The organism is Litoribrevibacter euphylliae (assembly GCF_042646085.1).
Lineage (GTDB): Bacteria > Pseudomonadota > Gammaproteobacteria > Pseudomonadales > Litoribrevibacteraceae > Litoribrevibacter > Litoribrevibacter euphylliae.
The window spans coordinates 467,813-484,315 of the sequence record NZ_JBHRSZ010000002.1 but is presented as its reverse complement, the minus strand read 5'-3'; the positions used below and the strand labels follow the sequence as shown (position 1 = coordinate 484,315).

At 43.8% G+C, this 16,503-nt stretch carries 8 protein-coding genes; 3 read left to right on the top strand and 5 right to left on the bottom strand.

Translation table 11 applies throughout. From position 1 onward, the window contains the following. The first annotated feature begins 286 nt into the window (after positions 1-286). Together ACFOEK_RS03905 and ACFOEK_RS03900 are read left to right on the top strand one after the other, a co-directional pair. Positions 287-1,279 (top strand): GlxA family transcriptional regulator, encoded by a 993-nt coding sequence (locus tag ACFOEK_RS03905; protein ID WP_386716446.1) that lies wholly within the window; start codon positions 287-289, stop codon positions 1,277-1,279. Positions 1,280-1,644: 365 nt separating this feature from the next. Then, a complete protein-coding gene (locus ACFOEK_RS03900; RefSeq protein WP_386716443.1) occupies positions 1,645-2,622 on the top strand; it encodes a GlxA family transcriptional regulator in 978 nt (325 codons plus the stop codon). Between the two features lie 68 nt (positions 2,623-2,690). Here the strand turns inward: ACFOEK_RS03900 and ACFOEK_RS03895 are convergent, their stop codons facing one another. From ACFOEK_RS03895 to ACFOEK_RS03880, 4 genes are all read right to left on the bottom strand, one after another. Further along, the gene (locus ACFOEK_RS03895; protein ID WP_386716441.1) at positions 2,691-5,171 is read right to left on the bottom strand and encodes a hypothetical protein; all 2,481 of its coding nucleotides are present in this window, start codon (positions 5,169-5,171) and stop codon (positions 2,691-2,693) included. 280 nt (positions 5,172-5,451) lie between these two features. Continuing rightward, positions 5,452-7,836, bottom strand: a complete 2,385-nt coding sequence (locus ACFOEK_RS03890) for a hypothetical protein (RefSeq protein WP_386716438.1) — start codon at positions 7,834-7,836, stop codon at positions 5,452-5,454. Between the two features lie 312 nt (positions 7,837-8,148). Further along, a complete protein-coding gene (locus ACFOEK_RS03885; protein ID WP_386716436.1) occupies positions 8,149-9,981 on the bottom strand; it encodes a hypothetical protein in 1,833 nt (610 codons plus the stop codon). 310 nt (positions 9,982-10,291) lie between these two features. Further along, on the bottom strand, positions 10,292-12,121 hold the full coding sequence (locus ACFOEK_RS03880; RefSeq protein ID WP_386716433.1) for a hypothetical protein: 1,830 nt from the start codon (positions 12,119-12,121) through the stop codon (positions 10,292-10,294). Positions 12,122-12,307: 186 nt separating this feature from the next. Between ACFOEK_RS03880 and ACFOEK_RS03875 the strand changes: the two genes are divergently transcribed. Next, positions 12,308-12,559 (top strand): FKBP-type peptidyl-prolyl cis-trans isomerase, encoded by a 252-nt coding sequence (locus ACFOEK_RS03875; protein WP_386718536.1) that lies wholly within the window; start codon positions 12,308-12,310, stop codon positions 12,557-12,559. 180 nt (positions 12,560-12,739) lie between these two features. Here ACFOEK_RS03875 and putA read toward each other — a convergent pair whose 3' ends face one another. After that, positions 12,740-16,375 (bottom strand): bifunctional proline dehydrogenase/L-glutamate gamma-semialdehyde dehydrogenase PutA, encoded by a 3,636-nt coding sequence (gene putA, locus ACFOEK_RS03870; protein WP_386716430.1) that lies wholly within the window; start codon positions 16,373-16,375, stop codon positions 12,740-12,742. Between the last annotated feature and the right edge of the window lie 128 nt (positions 16,376-16,503).

Sequence of the window (16,503 nt, the reverse complement as noted above, 5' to 3'; positions counted from 1 at the left end):
TTCGAAGTTTTTTGTTTAAATGCCTGTTTAATTCTGACCGTTAGAAAAATCCATACTACCAGTCTAATAGGTATGCGTTATTTAAGTTTAAAAAGGCCTTTTTATAAGGCCTTAGTGACTTTGAATATGGAAATTCAAGCCTACAAAGCAGTACTTTGACTGAAATTATGAATCAATTTTTCTAGTGATTTCATAGCAATATGAAGTTATGACAATTTTAGTTTTACCATAACTTATTGTCCGGTTGTTGTTTTGAACGCATATTCTTTAAGGCAGCCTTAAATCAATGAAAAAAGTGTTTATCTTACTTTATGATGGTGTCCAGTTAATGGATTGCAGTGGCCCGTCTGAAGTTCTTTCTTGTGCTAATTTATTTAGTAAAGAGTCTCTCTATGAGATTATCTATGTAACGCCTAATCTATCGGGCGAAGTTCATACGTCTTCTAATTTGACGTTGAAAGCCACACCTCTTTTTATTCCCGAAAAATTGGATCTGTTGATTATTCCCGGAGCTAAACCTTCTATTGTAGAAACGACTATGGAGAGTAAGTCATTAATCGACTGGATATCAGAGATCTCTAAAATAGCAAAAGTTAAAGCAAGTATTGGAACAGGCGCTTTTTTTCTCGGAGAAACCGGTCTTTTAAATAAAAGAAAAGTTACAACACATTGGATGGGAGTGGACAGTTTTAAGGAACGATATCCTGAAACCCATGTAAAAGAGGGGATCTTGTACCTTCATGACGGTGATGTATGGTCGTCAGCTGGAATGTCTTCAGGTGTTGATATGTTGTTAGCCATGGTAATGAAAGATTACGGTAAAGAGTTTGCGATTTTGATTGCTCGTAAAATGGTGATTTACCTATTACGCCGAGGCGGTCAGGCTCAGTTTTCGATGCCCATTGATTTTCAGTCTAAGTCAAAAGATGAAAGTCTTATTCCATTAATTTCCTGGCTTGAAACTCGACTGGATAATCCGCCAACTGTGGAAGAAATGGCTAAGTTTTCACTTAGTTCGGTTCGTACGTTACACCGAAATTGTATTTCGGCGTTTAAGATGAGTCCGGCTCAATTGTTATCTGAACTGAGACTTCAGCGAGGAAAAATATTACTGCAAGATGAAACCTTGTCTGTAAAGCAGGTGGCTGCGCAAGTGGGGTTTAATCAATCATCCACGTTCTCTCGCGCATTTAATCAACGGTTTGGCGTATCACCTCGTGTATATCGTGAACCGTTCTTGTTTATCCACATGAGCCAGCCTGAAAAAGAAAGCGCTTAACGTTTATTATCTGAATTTAGGGTTTTATTAAGATCGTTTTGTTCCTAGCTGTCATCAGAATAAAAAACGAAACACTGAAAACCACAAAGTAGAAGAACAGCCTAAGTTTATAACTCAGGCTGTGTTTTCGATTCCTTGTTTAAAAATCCCCAAGTTTTATTGTTACACTTTGTAGCACTTTCAGCTCTTAGCCTGGCATTTCAATTATAATTCGACGATTGATTTGGATAAGTAACTCCAAATTCAAAAGTAAGTGAATGATAGGAGGTTATTGCTTAGTACTTAGGAAGTATTTAATTTCCATAAGCTATGATTTTTCTCTGCTATTGTTTTAAAAGTACACTTTAAATGGCATTTTCAAATCGATGAAACAAGTGTTTATTCTTCTTTATGATGGTGTTCAGTTAATGGACTTTGGTGGCCCGTCTGAAGTGTTGTCTGTTGCTAATGCACTTAGCCCTGAGCCTCTTTATCAAGTCACCTATGTCACTCCTAATGCTTCCGGAAAGGTACAAACTTCAGCGTATTTAGAAGTGACGGCTCAACCCTTTTTCATTCCAAAAGAAATTGATCTGTTGATTCTTCCAGGAGCCCATGAGTCTGTTATGGAGGAGGTTTTGAAAGATAAACAGATTCTCCGCTGGATATCAGATGTAGCAAAAATCTCAAAAATAAAAGCCAGTATCTGTATGGGGTGTTTCTTTTTGGGCGAAGTTGGATTACTTAAGGATCGAAAAGTGACAACGCATTGGGATGGCTTGAGCAGACTAAAACAGAGCTATCCAGAAGCCATCGTACAGGACAATATTTTATACGTTAATGAAGGTGATATCTGGACATCCGCAGGTATTACGTCTGGTGTCGATATGATGTTGGCGATGGTGATGAAAGACTGCGGGCCTGAGTTGGCATTGGCCGTTGCTCGTGTACTGGTGGTTTATCTGTTACGGCAAGGTGGGCAAGCTCAATTTTCGATGCCCATTGATTTCCAATCAAAGTCAAAAGACGCTAGTCTGATTTCATTAATTTCTTGGTTGGAAACCCGTTTGGATAAGCCGACATCCGTAGATGATATGGCTAAATTTACGTTAAATTCGGTGCGTACTTTACATCGAAACTGTGTGAATGCGTTTAACATGAGTCCGGCGCAATTGTTATCTGAGTTAAGGTTAGAGCGAGGTCGAACTCTGCTTCAAGATGAAACCTTATCGGTAAAACAAATTGCCGCTCAAGTTGGCTTTAATCAGACACCCACATTTTCCCGTGCATTCAGTCAACGATTTGGCGTTTCACCGCGTGCTTATCGCGACACTTTCTCTGTGATGAAGATGAGTCAGGAATAAAAATAGTGACTCATAAAAAAACCACAATCTGATTAACAGATTGTGGTTTGTACATCATAGATATTCAGTTATCGCCTTTGAGCAAAACCACAGGTCACGCCTGATCTAATTATTTTGCGATCCAAGGCTTGGTATTCAGAAATCAAATACCGAACACCATTTGTGGCTGGCGTAGTGTCGTAGCTTAGGTTTTGTTCTAGATTATCTTCATCCGATAGCAATTCGCCATTCGTTCCATAGGCTTTTGTATATGTTTTGGTATCGTCAATAATTCCATCTAAATCATTGTCTTGTTCAATGATTATTTCTGATAAACCAAATTCATTGTAGACGTGACGATATGTTTCTCTTCCGTCAAGGTTGCCATCGCCGGAGCTGTCTTCTTCTCTGGTACACGACGTAAAGCGTCCATTTTCATCATAGGTGTAATCAATGGCTGATGAGTAGGTAATATCGCCATCTGAATTGAGAACGGTATATTCATGACGCGTTTTTTTGTTGCTATTGTCGACAAACTCGGCAACTCGATAACTAGAAACTACTTCATCTGATGAGTTAATTCTGTCCCACGTGTTGATTGCCTGGTTACCGTTATACTCTACAGTGTGGTCGTACTTTAGAACAGGGCTATTATTGCTGTAGTTTATCCAGGCTAGGCTTTCCAAGTTGCCGTTTGCCAAGTAAGTCATTTCATAGTCATAGTCTGGTTCAATGGATGTACCTGTCATCGGGTCAACTTCCTCATTGTAGTAACTCTCTATCTGCATATCAGAGTTGAGGATGAGTGTTTCTACGATTACTGGGTCTGTAGGTGAAAGATTATTTGTCTCTGTCGTATTGGAGAGGTAATTTTTATCATCTACTCGGTCATAAGTTGTGGTGGTACTTGTGGTAGGATCTGTCCCATTAATTGAGGTAAACACTTGAACGTTTGACTGAGACACTTGGCCAAATGCGTTGTAGTTATAGGTTGTCTCATACAAGCGTTCTAGATTCCCGTCGGCGTTAGTGTCTTCTTCTTGCGAAAATTTAGTAATGTTGCCGTTGTTATCATATTCCCATAGATCACGATAGATCTCTTGATCATTCGTATAGTGTAGTTCCTGCTTTGATAGTAGGTACTGATCGGTAAATTCGAAATTAGTTAAGATTGATGGATCGTCAGGGTTAGTACCTTGAAGCACTGGATAGGCTTCAATGGATTTTCCTGAAACACTGTATAGGTAAGCCAGTGGATCTGCCTTGTTCATGACCAGGCTAAGGTCATAATCATGCTGGAACTTTTTGGTGCCTGGGTGTGATGCAAACTCTAATAAATGGCTATTGAAAGGCAGATCTTCATCGGAGAGACTCGCTAAGCGTGTATTCCAATCTGAGGTTAGAAGATCAATACCATTACTGCTATCACCATCTTCATCCATGGCCAATAGTAACTGCATGAGGTTTGACGTTAGGTGTAAGCTGCTTTCAACGCCATAGGTGTAATACACAGGATATTCTGTGATGCCAAATACCAGCTGTGGTTCTCCTTTGGTTTGTAGTATCTCACGTCCATAATCCATATCGCGCATTTCTTTACGGAATTCGGCTGCGGTTTCAGGTAGAACAGGGAATAAGTCCGCTAGAGATACTGTTTCTGCTGCTTGAATTTGAGCGAGTTCAAGGCCGCCAATAGAGAAAAGAACGTTATCCCCTTCTTCATAATTAAACTCGCCATTGGCATTAACAATACCGGTATGATCGCCTGCTGTGTAGGCAAGGCCAGAAATATTCGAGATGGTACCAACCAGCGGGCCAGTATCAGAGCCATCGTCAGAACCATCGTCTGAACCGTCATCAGAGCCGTCATCAGAGCCATCATCAGAACCATCGTCTGAACCGTCATCAGAGCCATCGTCTGAACCATCATCAGAGCCATCGTCTGAGCCGTCATCAGAGCCATCGTCTGAACCGTTATCAGAGCCATCGTCTGAACCGTCATCAGAGCCATCGTCTGAACCGTCATCAGAGCCATCGTCTGAACCGTCATCAGAGCCATCGTCTGAACCGTCATCAGAGCCATCGTCTGAACCATCATCAGAGCCATCGTCTGAGCCGTTGTCAGATCCATCGTCTGAGCCGTTGTCAGATCCATCGTCTGAACCATTATCAGAACCGTCATCAGATCCATCGTCTGAACCGTTGTCAGATCCATTGTCTGAGCCATCGTCTGAACCGTTATCCGATCCATCGTCTGAGCCATTATCAGATCCATCATCTGAACCGTTATCCGATCCATCGTCGGAACCAGAGTTGTTTCCTCCGCCTGTATTACCGCCTCCATTGCCGCCATTACCGGCTCCAGAGCCTGAATCGGTGTCTGTATCGCCGTCAGTATCGGTGTTGGTATCACCATCGGTGTCAGTATTTGTATCGTCGCCTGAGCCAGTTGCCGGTTCTTCTGTTGCTGGAACGTCGTTGTCTGCATCCAAGGTGGTTGTGTCTGAAGCATCACCACATGCCGTCAGAGACGAGCAGATTATGGCTGCTAATAGTATTTCTTTGTTCATGTTATCCCTTTGTTAGTAGTTGTTCTGGGGGCCATCCTATGGATAGTTTTGAACTTTTCTAGAGAGGGAGGGTACGTTGGCAAGTAGGGTGATTTTTTTGGCGGAATTTGTTTATTAATACTATTAACCGTACAAAATAGGATGCAGTAGAGCGGGGAAATACAGGTGTTGTTGACTTTAAGACGTCCCTTAGATTGAGGTGGGGAAATTTATTAAACGTGGGTGAAAAAGCACAACCCGTATCAGGTTGTGCTTTTTTGTTTACTATGAGTCCTAAGAGTTATCGTCTAGATGAAAATTCACAAGTCACTCTGTCTGGTCTCAATATTTTACGGTCTAGAGTTTGGTATTCTGTTATCAAATACCGCACACCATTTGAGGCCGGTGTGGTGTCATAACTTAGACTTTGCTCGACATGGTCTGCGTCTACTAGCAGCTCACCATTGGTTCCATAAGTAATCGAATATGTGTCTATATCGTCGATAATACCATCTAAATCTTCGTCTTCCTCTGTGATAATTTCTGACAGACCAAATTCATTGTAGACATGGCGATAGGTTTCTCTTTCATTGAGATTTCCATCACCAGTTCTGTCTGTTTCTTGAGTACAAGAGCTAAATCGACCATGTTCATCGTAGGTGTAATCAACGGCCATTGAAAAGGTAATGTCGCCATCTGAATTAAATCCCGTATATTCATGACGCGTCTTTTTATTGCTATCGTCAACAAACTCGGCAACTCGATTACTAGAAAGTACTTCATCCGATGAGTTGATTCTTGCATAGTTCTCTATTGTTTGATTGCCGTTATACTCCATATTGTGATCGTACTTGAGAACGGGACTGTTATTGATGTAGTTTGTCCAGATTAGACTTTCCAAGTTGCCGTCTGCCAAGTAAGTCATTTCATTGCCATAGTCGGTTTCAATAGGAGTACCTGTCGTAGGGTCAACCTCTTCTTTGTAATGGCTCTCTACCTGCATATCAGAGTTGAGAACTAGCGTTTCTATAACTATCGGGTCTGTAGGTGAAAGGTTATTCATCTCTGTCGTATTGGAGAGGTAATTTTTATCATCTACTCGGTCATAAGTTGTGGTTGTACTCTGAACAGGATCTGCCCCATTACCTGAGGTAAACAGTTGAAAATTTGACTGAGACAATTGGCCAAAGGCGTTATAGCTATAAGTTGTCTCAAGCAAGCGTTCTAGATTCCCGTCGGCGTTAGTGTCTTCTTCTTGCGAAAATTTAGTAATGTTGCCGTTGTTATCATATTCCCATAGATCACTATAGGTCTCTTGATCATCCGTATAGAGTAGTTCCTGCTTTGACAGTAGGTACTGATCGGTAAATTCGAAATTAGTTAAGATTGATGGATCTTCAGGGTTAGTACCTTGAAGTACAGGGTAGGCTTCAATGGATTTTCCTGAAATACTGTATAGGTAAGCCAGTGGATCTGCCTTGTTCATGACCAAGCTAAGGTCATAATCATGCTGGAACTTTTTGGAGTCTGGGTGTGATGCAAACTCTAATAAATGGGTATTGAATGGAAGATCTTCCTCGGACAGGGCTGTTAAGCGCGTGTTCCAATCAGAAGTCAAGAGATCAAGGCCATTACTGCTATCACCATCTTCATCCATGGCCAATAGCAACTGCATTAGATTTGACGTCAGGTGTAAGCTGCTTTCAACTCCATAGGTGTAGTACACAGGATATTCTGTGATACCAAATGTCAGCTGTGGTTCTCCCTTTACTTGTAGCCTCTCACGCCCATAATCCATATCACGCATTTCTTTACGAAATTCGGCTGCGGTTTCAGGTAGAGCAGGGAATAGATCTGCTAGTGAAATAGATTCAGTCGCAGGTAGTTGAGCCAGTCCAATACCACCAATAGAGAAATGAATGTTATCCCCTTCTTCATAGTTGAATTCGCCGTTGGCATTAACAACACCGCTATGATCACCTGCTGTGTAGGCAAGGCCAGAAATATTCGAGATGGTACCAACCAGTGGGCCATCATCAGAGCCGTCGTCTGAACCGTCATCAGACCCGTCATCAGAACCATCGTCTGAGCCGTCATCAGAGCCATCGTCTGAACCGTCATCAGAGCCATCGTCTGAACCGTCATCAGAACCATCGTCTGAGCCGTCATCCGATCCGTCATCCGATCCGTCGTCTGAACCGTTATCCGATCCATCGTCGGAGCCGTTGTCAGACCCATCGTCGGAACCGTTATCAGAGCCGTCGTCGGAACCGTTATCCGATCCATCGTCGGAGCCATTATCAGAACCGTTATCCGATCCATCGTCTGAACCGTTGTCAGATCCATCGTCGGAGCCATTATCAGAACCGTTATCAGATCCATTATCGGAGCCATCATCAGAACCGTTATCCGATCCATCATCAGAACCGTTATCCGATCCATCGTCTGAACCAGAGTTGTTTCCTCCGCCTGTATTACCGCCCCCACCGGCTCCAGAGCCTGAATCGGTGTCTGTATCGTTGGTATCACCATCGGTGTCAGTATTTGTATCGTCGCCTGAGCCCGTTGCCGGTTCTTCTGTTGCTGGAACGTCGTTGTCTGTATCCAAGGTGGTTGTGTCTGAAGCATCACCACATGCCGTCAGAGACGAGCAGATTATGGCTGCTAATAGTATTTCTTTGTTCATGTTATCCCTTTGTTAGTAGTTGTTCTGGGGGCCATCCTATGGATAGTTCTGAACTTTTCTAGAGAGGGAGGGTACGTTGGCAAGTAGGGTGATTTTTTTGGCGGAATTTGTTTGTTGATGCGATAAACCGTACAAATTAGGGTGTGAAAAGCGATGAAGAAAACAGGTTCTATTAGTCTCAGAAAGACGTTTTAAACGTGAATTCATAGTCATTAAAAAGCGCACCTCGATTCAGCATTTGAAACGTTCTGAACCGGGTGTGCTTAAAACTATTATCTAGAGTGGGAAACCTAGATTCAGGCAGACTTATTTTTAGTGAACAGTACAAATATCATTTTGATCAAAGATCGATCGGTCAACAACATTGTATTCAGTAATAAGATAGCGAACGCCATTTGTTGCCGGGGTATTTGAATAGTTAAATGCTTTGCTATTTGTCATCGGATCTTCAAGCCACTGACCGTTTTCACCGTAAGTGAATTGGAAGGTGTCTTGGCGTTCAAATTCACCATTTACATCGGCATCTTCTTCATAAATCAATTCGGCAATACCGACGTCATTGTAGACATGTCGTTGACGAGAGATTGAGTCAATACTTCCATTGCCATCAGAATCGATTTCCATATTACAGGCAATAATGCGACCGCTGTCATCATAGGTATAACTTAATGTGGAAATGGAATCGGTTTCATTGTTTGAATTTGCGTTTAAGAGTTCTTTAGATACAACTCTGCCGCTATTGTCCAATGTTTCGGTCAGTTGCTCTATTTCAATCAGTTCTCTGGCTGCGTTTAAGGTTTCCTCAGAACCTTGTCGCTGATTATCTGCATATTCGTAACTGTATTCTCTGATACGGTAAAGACTGCCGCTGCCGTCATAAGAGTGGGAAATCATGTTTTCAATATCCCCACTTTCTAAATAACTCAGTGCATAACTACTGCTGGTTTGTATAACGGTATCCGTTGTCGAATCAACTGTTTCACTGACCCAATTCGTTAGTTTGAAGTTGCTATCATAGGTGCGACGATATCGGATGATAGGATCGTTTGGTTGTAGAATATTTGTGATAACAGTATTTGTTGCTAACAGTCTGTCGTCTATTCGTCCATGAACTTGTCTTTTGTCGTAAGTTGGTGTGTCCCCATTATTAGCTGTATACCTGCGATAATTATATTGAGTTAAACCACCAAATGTATTGTAGTTATAGCGTATCTCTGTGCTGTGTTCGGGAGAACCATCTCCATTGGTGTCGTTTTCCGTCAGATGCTTGGTGATGTTGCCTTTTGAGTCATATTCCGATGACCGAGTAGATATGTCTTGGGCATCTGTATCAACACGTTCTTCTTTAGACAATAGATAGCGATCGTTAAATTCAAAGTTAACTATCTGAGTATCATCATCTGTCTTAACAGTTTGTACCAAAGGATTAACTTCGATGGACTTCCCTGAAAGAGAATATAGGTAAGCCAGAGGATCAGCTTTGTCCATGACTAGACTCACTGCGTAACCTTGCTGGAATCTTACGACGCTTGGATATGTACTGAAATCATAGAGATGTGATTTCAATGGTAGATCTTCAGATGAGATCTGAGCCAATTGGGTATTCCAATCGGAAGTTAATAAATCAATGCCGTTACTGCTATCTGTATCTTCATCCATTGCCAGTAGCAGTTGCATCAGATTTGATGCTTTGTGCAGTTCATTCTCTGATCCATAGCTATAAGTATGAGAGGACTCAAATTCTGATTGTGTTTGAGAATGAATTCTGCCGAAGTAGCCATCTCGCATTGCTTTACGGAAGCTAGCAGCCGTTTCAGGCAGGTTAGGGAATAAGTCTGCCAACGACAGAGACTCAGCCGCAGCTATCTGGCCTAATTCGATACCGCCGAGAGAGAAGGTTACCGTGTCGCCTTCATCGTAATTAAATTCACCGTTTGCGTTAACCACACCTGTGTAATCACCCGCCGTATAGCCAAGGCCAGTGATGTTAGAGATTTGGCCAACTAGTTCACCTGGTGTTGACGTGCCCCCGGACGCAGAACCGTCGTTATTTGGCTCTGTTGATTTAGAATTAGAAGAGGAAGAATCCCCGCATGCCGTCAGAGACGAGCAGATGATGGCTGCTAATAGTATTTCTTTGTTCATGTTATCCCTTTGTTAGTCGTTATTCTGGGGGCCATCCTATGGATAGTTTTGAACTTTTCTAGAGAGGGAGGGGACGTTGGCAAGTAGGGTGATTTTTTTGGCGGAATTTGTTTGTTAATGCGATAAACCGTACAAATTAGGGTGTGAAAAGCGATGAAGAAAACAGGTTCTATTAGTCTCAGAAAGACGTTTTAAACGTGAATTCATAGTCATTAAAAAGCGCACCTCGATTCAGCATTTGAAACGTTCTGAACCGGGTGTGCTTAAACTCTTATCTAGTATGGAAATCTAGATTCATGCAGGCTTATTTTTAGTGAACAGTACAAATGTCATTTTGATTGAAAACCCTAAGATCGATGGTCTTATGTTCAGAGATTAGATAGCGAACGCCATTTTCAGCGGGTGTGTCGGTATAGTTGAATGACTCTTTTTTCTCTAACGGTTCTTCAAGCAGTTCACCACTTTCCCCATAAGTGAATTGGAAGGTATCCTGGCGCTCAAACTCACCATTTGTATCGGCGTCTTCTTCATAAATCAATTCAGCAATACCAACGTCATTGTAGATATGTCGTTGACGAGAAATTGAGTCAATACTTCCATTGCCATCGGTATCGACTTCTAAATCACAGGCAATAATGCGGCCGCTGTCATCGTAGGTATAATCAAATGTGGAAATAGAATCGGTTTCATTGTTTGAATTTGCTTCTAAGAATTCTTTGGACACAATTCTGCCGTTATTGTCAGAGGTCTCAATCAATTGTTCTCTTTCAACAAAGTCTCCATTACCATCAAATCTTTCGACAATAACAGTTACTTGGTTTCCTGTGTGTTCTACTGAGATCTCTCTAGTACTGCTAATAGCTCCACTACTGTTGTAGCTGTACTCTTGTAAGGACTCAAGACGACCGTCTTCATGGTAATTTAATTCATAGGCTAAATGGTTTCTGATCACGGTATCGGTTGTAGAATCAACACGTTCACTGATCCAGCTTGTCATGTTTAAGTCGGCGTCGTAGGTTCTGCGATATTGATCAATTGGATCGTTTGGCAGTAGATTGTTGGTAAGAAGTGTATTTGTAGTGAATAGCTTATCTTCTAATTGTCCATAAACTTCAGTTCGATCATCGGTTGGTGTATCACCATTATTGGCTGTGTATCTACGAAAATCATATTGAGTTAAGGCTCCAAACGTATTGTAGGCATAGATTTTTTCTGAATTGTTTTCGGGCGAGCCATCACCATTTGTGTCAGTTTGAGTACGGTACTCAATAATATTACCCTGAGAGTCGTAAACCCATGTTTGGATATCAGTTTCTTGGTCACTGGTGTCGACATTCTCAATTTTTGATAGTTGATAGTGATCGTTAAACTCAAAGTTAGTTATTTTATTTGTATCTTCGGTGCTAACGCTTTGTGTTACAGGATTAACCTCAATGGACTTTCCTGTAATAGAGTATAGGTAAGCCAGGGGATCAGCTACATCCATGGCTAAACTTACTGCGTAATTTTGTTGAAATTCTTTGACTTTCTGATTTGTACTGAAGTCGTATAGAGGTGTATTTAGTGGCAGGTCTTCAGATGACATATTCGTTAATTGGGTATTCCAATCTGATGACAATAGATCCAAACCGTTACTACTATCACCATCTTCATCCATAGCTAATAGTAATTTCATGAGATTAGAGGTTTTGTGAAGGTCACTCTCAACACCGTAGGTGAAGGCGGTAGACTCTGGTTCAATATGAGATTGAGCATAAATTCGTCCAAAATAGCCATCTCGCATTGCTTTACGGAAGCTAGCAGCCGTTTCAGGCAGGTTAGGGAATAAGTCCGCTAGCGAAAGTGATTCTGCCGCAGCCACCTGACCTAATTCAATGCCACCTAGAGAGAAGGTTACCGTGTCGCCTTCATCGTAATTAAATTCGCCGTTTGCGTTAACGACACCTGTGTAATCCCCCGCCGTATAGGCAAGGCCTGAGATATTTGATATTTGGCCAACTAATTCCCCTGCTGTTGACGTACCCCCGGACGCAGAACCATCATTGTTTGGCTCCGCGGATTTGGAATTAGAAGAAGAGGAGTCTCCGCAAGCTGCAAGAAAAGAAGAGATAAAGGCCGTTAATAATAATTTTTTATTCATGTTGTCTCTCGAATTTGGAATTTCATCGGGAGCCCATCCTAAGAATAGAAATCAAGTTTGCTATAGAGGGTATGAATGTTGGCAAGCACGGCTGCATTTTTGGCAGGTTATGTTCTGTAATCTAATGAACCGTACAAATAGGAATGCAGGGGCGAGGGGGCTTCTTGCTGTGATCCCGAATCAGGAATTCGACGCTTAGGCGAAGAGTTCCTTAAGACAAATGGTGAGCGTGACGTAGTAACCGTTCTGGACAGTGGTCTTCAGTACGAAGTTCTTAAGAACGGTGACGAAGGTGCACCAGCACCTCAAGCATCGGACATGGTAACCACTCATTATCACGGTACTTTGGTTGATGGCACGGTATTCGATAGTTCTGTAGATCGTGGTCAGCCAGCGACTTTCCCTGTGGGTGGCGTGATTAAAGGCAAAGACTCTTAATAGATTTTCTATTGAGCGTGCTTTGTTGATTATAAAAACCTCCTTCGTGAGGTTTTTTTATGTGTAAAAAAATCCCCGGTCAAAAGAAGTAGACGTTTGACCGGGGGGAGGAAGACTTCGTTTAAGCAGTGATGGGCTAAACGAAGTTTGTTGGAAGAGGTTTAACTTCAGGCGTAATTTTTACTCGGAGGCAGCAATCAAACTCGCATTTCCACCCGCAGCCGTGGTGTCGATGCAAAGGTGGCGTTCAATAACAAAACGCTCAGGTTGATCAAGTTCGGTGATGATAGGCAATAACGCGCCCTCACGTTGCGCCAGTGCCTGACGTAGATTACGCAGATCTGTTGTCGATGAATTACAGCTGATGGCCGCAAACCCGTCAGTACTCGATACGGCATCTAACGACAGTTGTCCAACCATGCCTTGTACTGGTAGCCCGAGCTTGTGACATTGTTTCAGCATATCGTCAATGCCTTGAGCTACTACCACGACGGCGTTACCTTGGAGCAGGGCAACTGCGGCTTGTTGGCGTGCGCTGTTGGCATCCGGCCCTAAGCAGAGAACCACCCCTCGTCCCAGCTGGGAGAGTAGATTCAATTCACCAGTGGGGCCTGGCATCTCTTCGGCTTCGTGTGAAACCTCCTGCAATGAGGCGAGTTGCTCAGAGAAGACCGGCAGCAGTTGTTGGAATCGGTTTGTTTCATTCCTCCAGGCTGCTACATTCAGCTGCGAAATCATCTTATGGAGTTTGTCACCATCGATAATCTGACCAGAAAAGCCTTCTTGATGAGGTTCTGTACGGCTACGGGTAAAGCGCTTCACATAATGCGGTCCACCTGCTTTAGGTCCTGTTCCAGACAAGCCTTCTCCGCCAAAGGGCTGGGAGCCAACAATTGCCCCGATCTGGTTGCGGTTAACATAGATATTGCCGACAGCAACCTGGTTAACAATACGATCAACACGGCTGTTGACGCGGGTGTGCAGACCAAAAGTGAGACCGTAGCCTTTACTGTTGATGGATGCGACTACGTTATCCAGGTTTTTGGCTGAGAAAGTTGCCACATGCAGTACTGGGCCAAATATCTCTTCTTCAAGCTCTTCAATGCCAGAAACTTTCAACACCGTTGGCGCAACAAACGTGCCTCCTTCAGGCGTAGGCAGCTGCTTCAGTAACTTACCTTCAGCTTCAAGGGCCGCACAGTGCTGTTGAATGCGTGCCTGTGCCGTAGAGTCAATTACCGGGCCAACGTCGGTACTCAGCAACCAGGGATTACCGATGCTGAGTTCATCCATTGCGCCATACAGCATCTGTAATAGATGCTCGGCGATATCTTCTTGCAGATAGAGCATCCGTAGTGCGGAACAACGCTGCCCGGCACTCTGAAATGCTGACATAATGACATCTCTGACCACTTGCTCAGGGAGTGCCGTTGAGTCAACGATCATCGCATTCATACCGCCAGTTTCTGCGACCAGAGGGGCATTCGGTGCCATCGTATTCGCCATATTGCGGTTGATGTTCTGAGCTGTCAGGGTCGAGCCGGTAAAGCAAACGGCTGCGATACGTGCATCTGATGTTAATGGTGCACCTACAGCGATACCGGAACCGGGCAATAGTTGCAGCGCTTCTTCAGGAATACCTGCTTCATGCATCAGTTCTACCGCACGGTAGGCAATCAGCGGTGTCTGATCGGCCGGCTTTGCCAACACGGCGTTACCTGATGCCAGTGCAGCCAATACTTGCCCTGAGAAAATCGCCAATGGGAAGTTCCAGGGGGAAATACAGGTGACAATGCCACGTGCTTCGGTAGCCTCTAATTGTTCCGCCTGATTGGCGTAGTAGCGGGCAAAATCCACAGCTTCTCGTACTTCGCCTACCGCATCCAGTAGGCTTTTACCCGCTTCACGGCAAGCTAAAGCAAAGAATTCAGCTGCATTTGCTTCAAACAGATCTGCCACACGTCGTAAACAGGCGGCGCGTTCCAACGCAGGTACTTTGGACCAGCGCTGGAAACCCGCTTCTGCGGAATGAATTGCGGTTTCTATGTCTTGTGGGTTCGACTCCGTTACTGTACCTACCAGATCAGTAGGATCGGCGGGGTTACGAATCTCGATTCTGGCGCTATTACTGACGCTATCAGAGGCGGCACTACCTGCGATGATTGGTTGAGCCTGCCATCTAACATGTTGAAATACTTTACGTTGCGGTTCCAATTCGGCCAACGTTTGCTTATCTGTAATATCCCAGCCTTTGGCATTTAACCGTCGCGCGCCAAAGATTGAGGCGGGTTTTGCAATCACTTTATTTGACAGATCCCCCTCGGTTTCAAGAATCTGTGAGAAGGGATCTCTAGCAATTTCTTCCGGGGTAATGCGGGTATCTACAATCTGATTTACAAAGGAACTGTTGGCGCCATTTTCAAGCAGGCGGCGCACAAGGTAGGCCAGCAGATCGCGGTGAGCTCCGACCGGCGCATAGATACGACAACGTGTATTGTTGAGTTTCAGTACCGTATCGTGCAGGGCTTCACCCATGCCATGAAGTCGCTGGAACTCAAAATTATCAACCCCGGCTTTCTGCGCCATAGTCAGAATCGCCGCTGCGGAATGGGCATTGTGGGTTGCAAACTGCGGGTAAATGCGATCGGTCATTGTGAGTAGCTTTTCAGCACAACACATATAGGACAGATCAGAGTGTATTTTACGGGTAAACACCGGAAAGCCGTTCAGTCCGAGTACCTGTGCACGCTTGATTTCAGCATCCCAGTAAGCTCCTTTAACCAGACGTACCATAATACGTCGATCTAACCGTTGTGCCGTTGCGTAGAGCCAATCCAATACATAGCTGGCACGAGGACCAAAGGCCTGAACAACAATGCCAAAGCCATCCCATCCCGAGAGACCTTTATCTTCCAGTACGGCTTCGATCACATCCAAAGAGAGATCCAGTCTGTCCGCTTCCTCCGCATCAATGTTGAACCCCATATTGGCCTTTCGTGCTTGCGTAGCCAGGGATAACACCCGTGGTACAAGCTCTGTCATGACCCGGTCTTTCTGACCCACTTCATAACGAGCGTGTAATGCGGACAGTTTGACAGAGATTCCCGGATTCGTTCGAATATCATCGCTATGGCAGCTCGCGGCTAGTTCTGCGATCGCTTTGGCATAGGCTTCGTAGTAACGCACTGCATCATGATCCGTACGCGCGGCCTCACCCAACATGTCATAGGAGTAGCTGTAACCTTTCTGCTCAAGCTTGGCTGCACGTTTGGTCGCCTCGCCAATGGTTCGTCCTAAAACAAACTGACGCCCTAGTTCTTTCATCGCTTGACCTACAGCGGCTCTAACCACCGGTTCACCCAGGCGTTTGATGATGCTCTTAACCGTTGAGCCAATGCTCTTATCTTCATCTTCTTTGAGTAGCTTTCCGGTAATTAGAAGCCCCCAGGTTGCACTGTTCACTAAAGATGAGGCCGATTGACCGAGATGACTTTCCCAATTGCCGGTTGCCACTTTGTCTTCAATGAGTGCATCAATCGTAATGCTGTCGGGTACACGCAACAACGCTTCAGCCAGACACATCAGGGCAACCCCTTCCTTCGTGGTCAGACCGTATTGAGCTAAAAACTTTTCCATAATTGAGGGCGCGCTTTCTGCACGTACCTTGCGTACTAACTCCGCAGCATTGGAGGATATGGTGTGACGATCCTGCTCACTCAAGCCTGAATCATTGATCAAATGATTGATTACTTCTGTCTCATCTGCCAAATAGTGGCTACAGATCGCTTGGCGGTAATGTTCGATTGTTAAGCTCATTCTTTCTCACCTCATATTATGTTTGATATTCTAAATGTGGTGAAAAAGAGAATTCGACTGTATTTATTTATTTTGTAGGTTTAATAACTTTAATGATTAAATAAAATAAATAAATATCTTGTTTTTGA

Excerpts from the sequence above, each read along its gene's own strand:
- ACFOEK_RS03895 (WP_386716441.1), bottom strand. The coding sequence starts at position 5,171 with ATGAACAAAGAAATACTATTAGCAGCCATAATCTGCTCGTCTCTGACG.
- ACFOEK_RS03885 (WP_386716436.1), bottom strand. The coding sequence starts at position 9,981 with ATGAACAAAGAAATACTATTAGCAGCCATCATCTGCTCGTCTCTGACG.
- ACFOEK_RS03905 (WP_386716446.1), top strand. The coding sequence starts at position 287 with ATGAAAAAAGTGTTTATCTTACTTTATGATGGTGTCCAGTTAATGGAT.
- putA (WP_386716430.1), bottom strand. The coding sequence starts at position 16,375 with ATGAGCTTAACAATCGAACATTACCGCCAAGCGATCTGTAGCCACTAT.
- ACFOEK_RS03890 (WP_386716438.1), bottom strand. The coding sequence starts at position 7,836 with ATGAACAAAGAAATACTATTAGCAGCCATAATCTGCTCGTCTCTGACG.
- ACFOEK_RS03880 (WP_386716433.1), bottom strand. The coding sequence starts at position 12,121 with ATGAATAAAAAATTATTATTAACGGCCTTTATCTCTTCTTTTCTTGCA.
- ACFOEK_RS03900 (WP_386716443.1), top strand. The coding sequence starts at position 1,645 with ATGAAACAAGTGTTTATTCTTCTTTATGATGGTGTTCAGTTAATGGAC.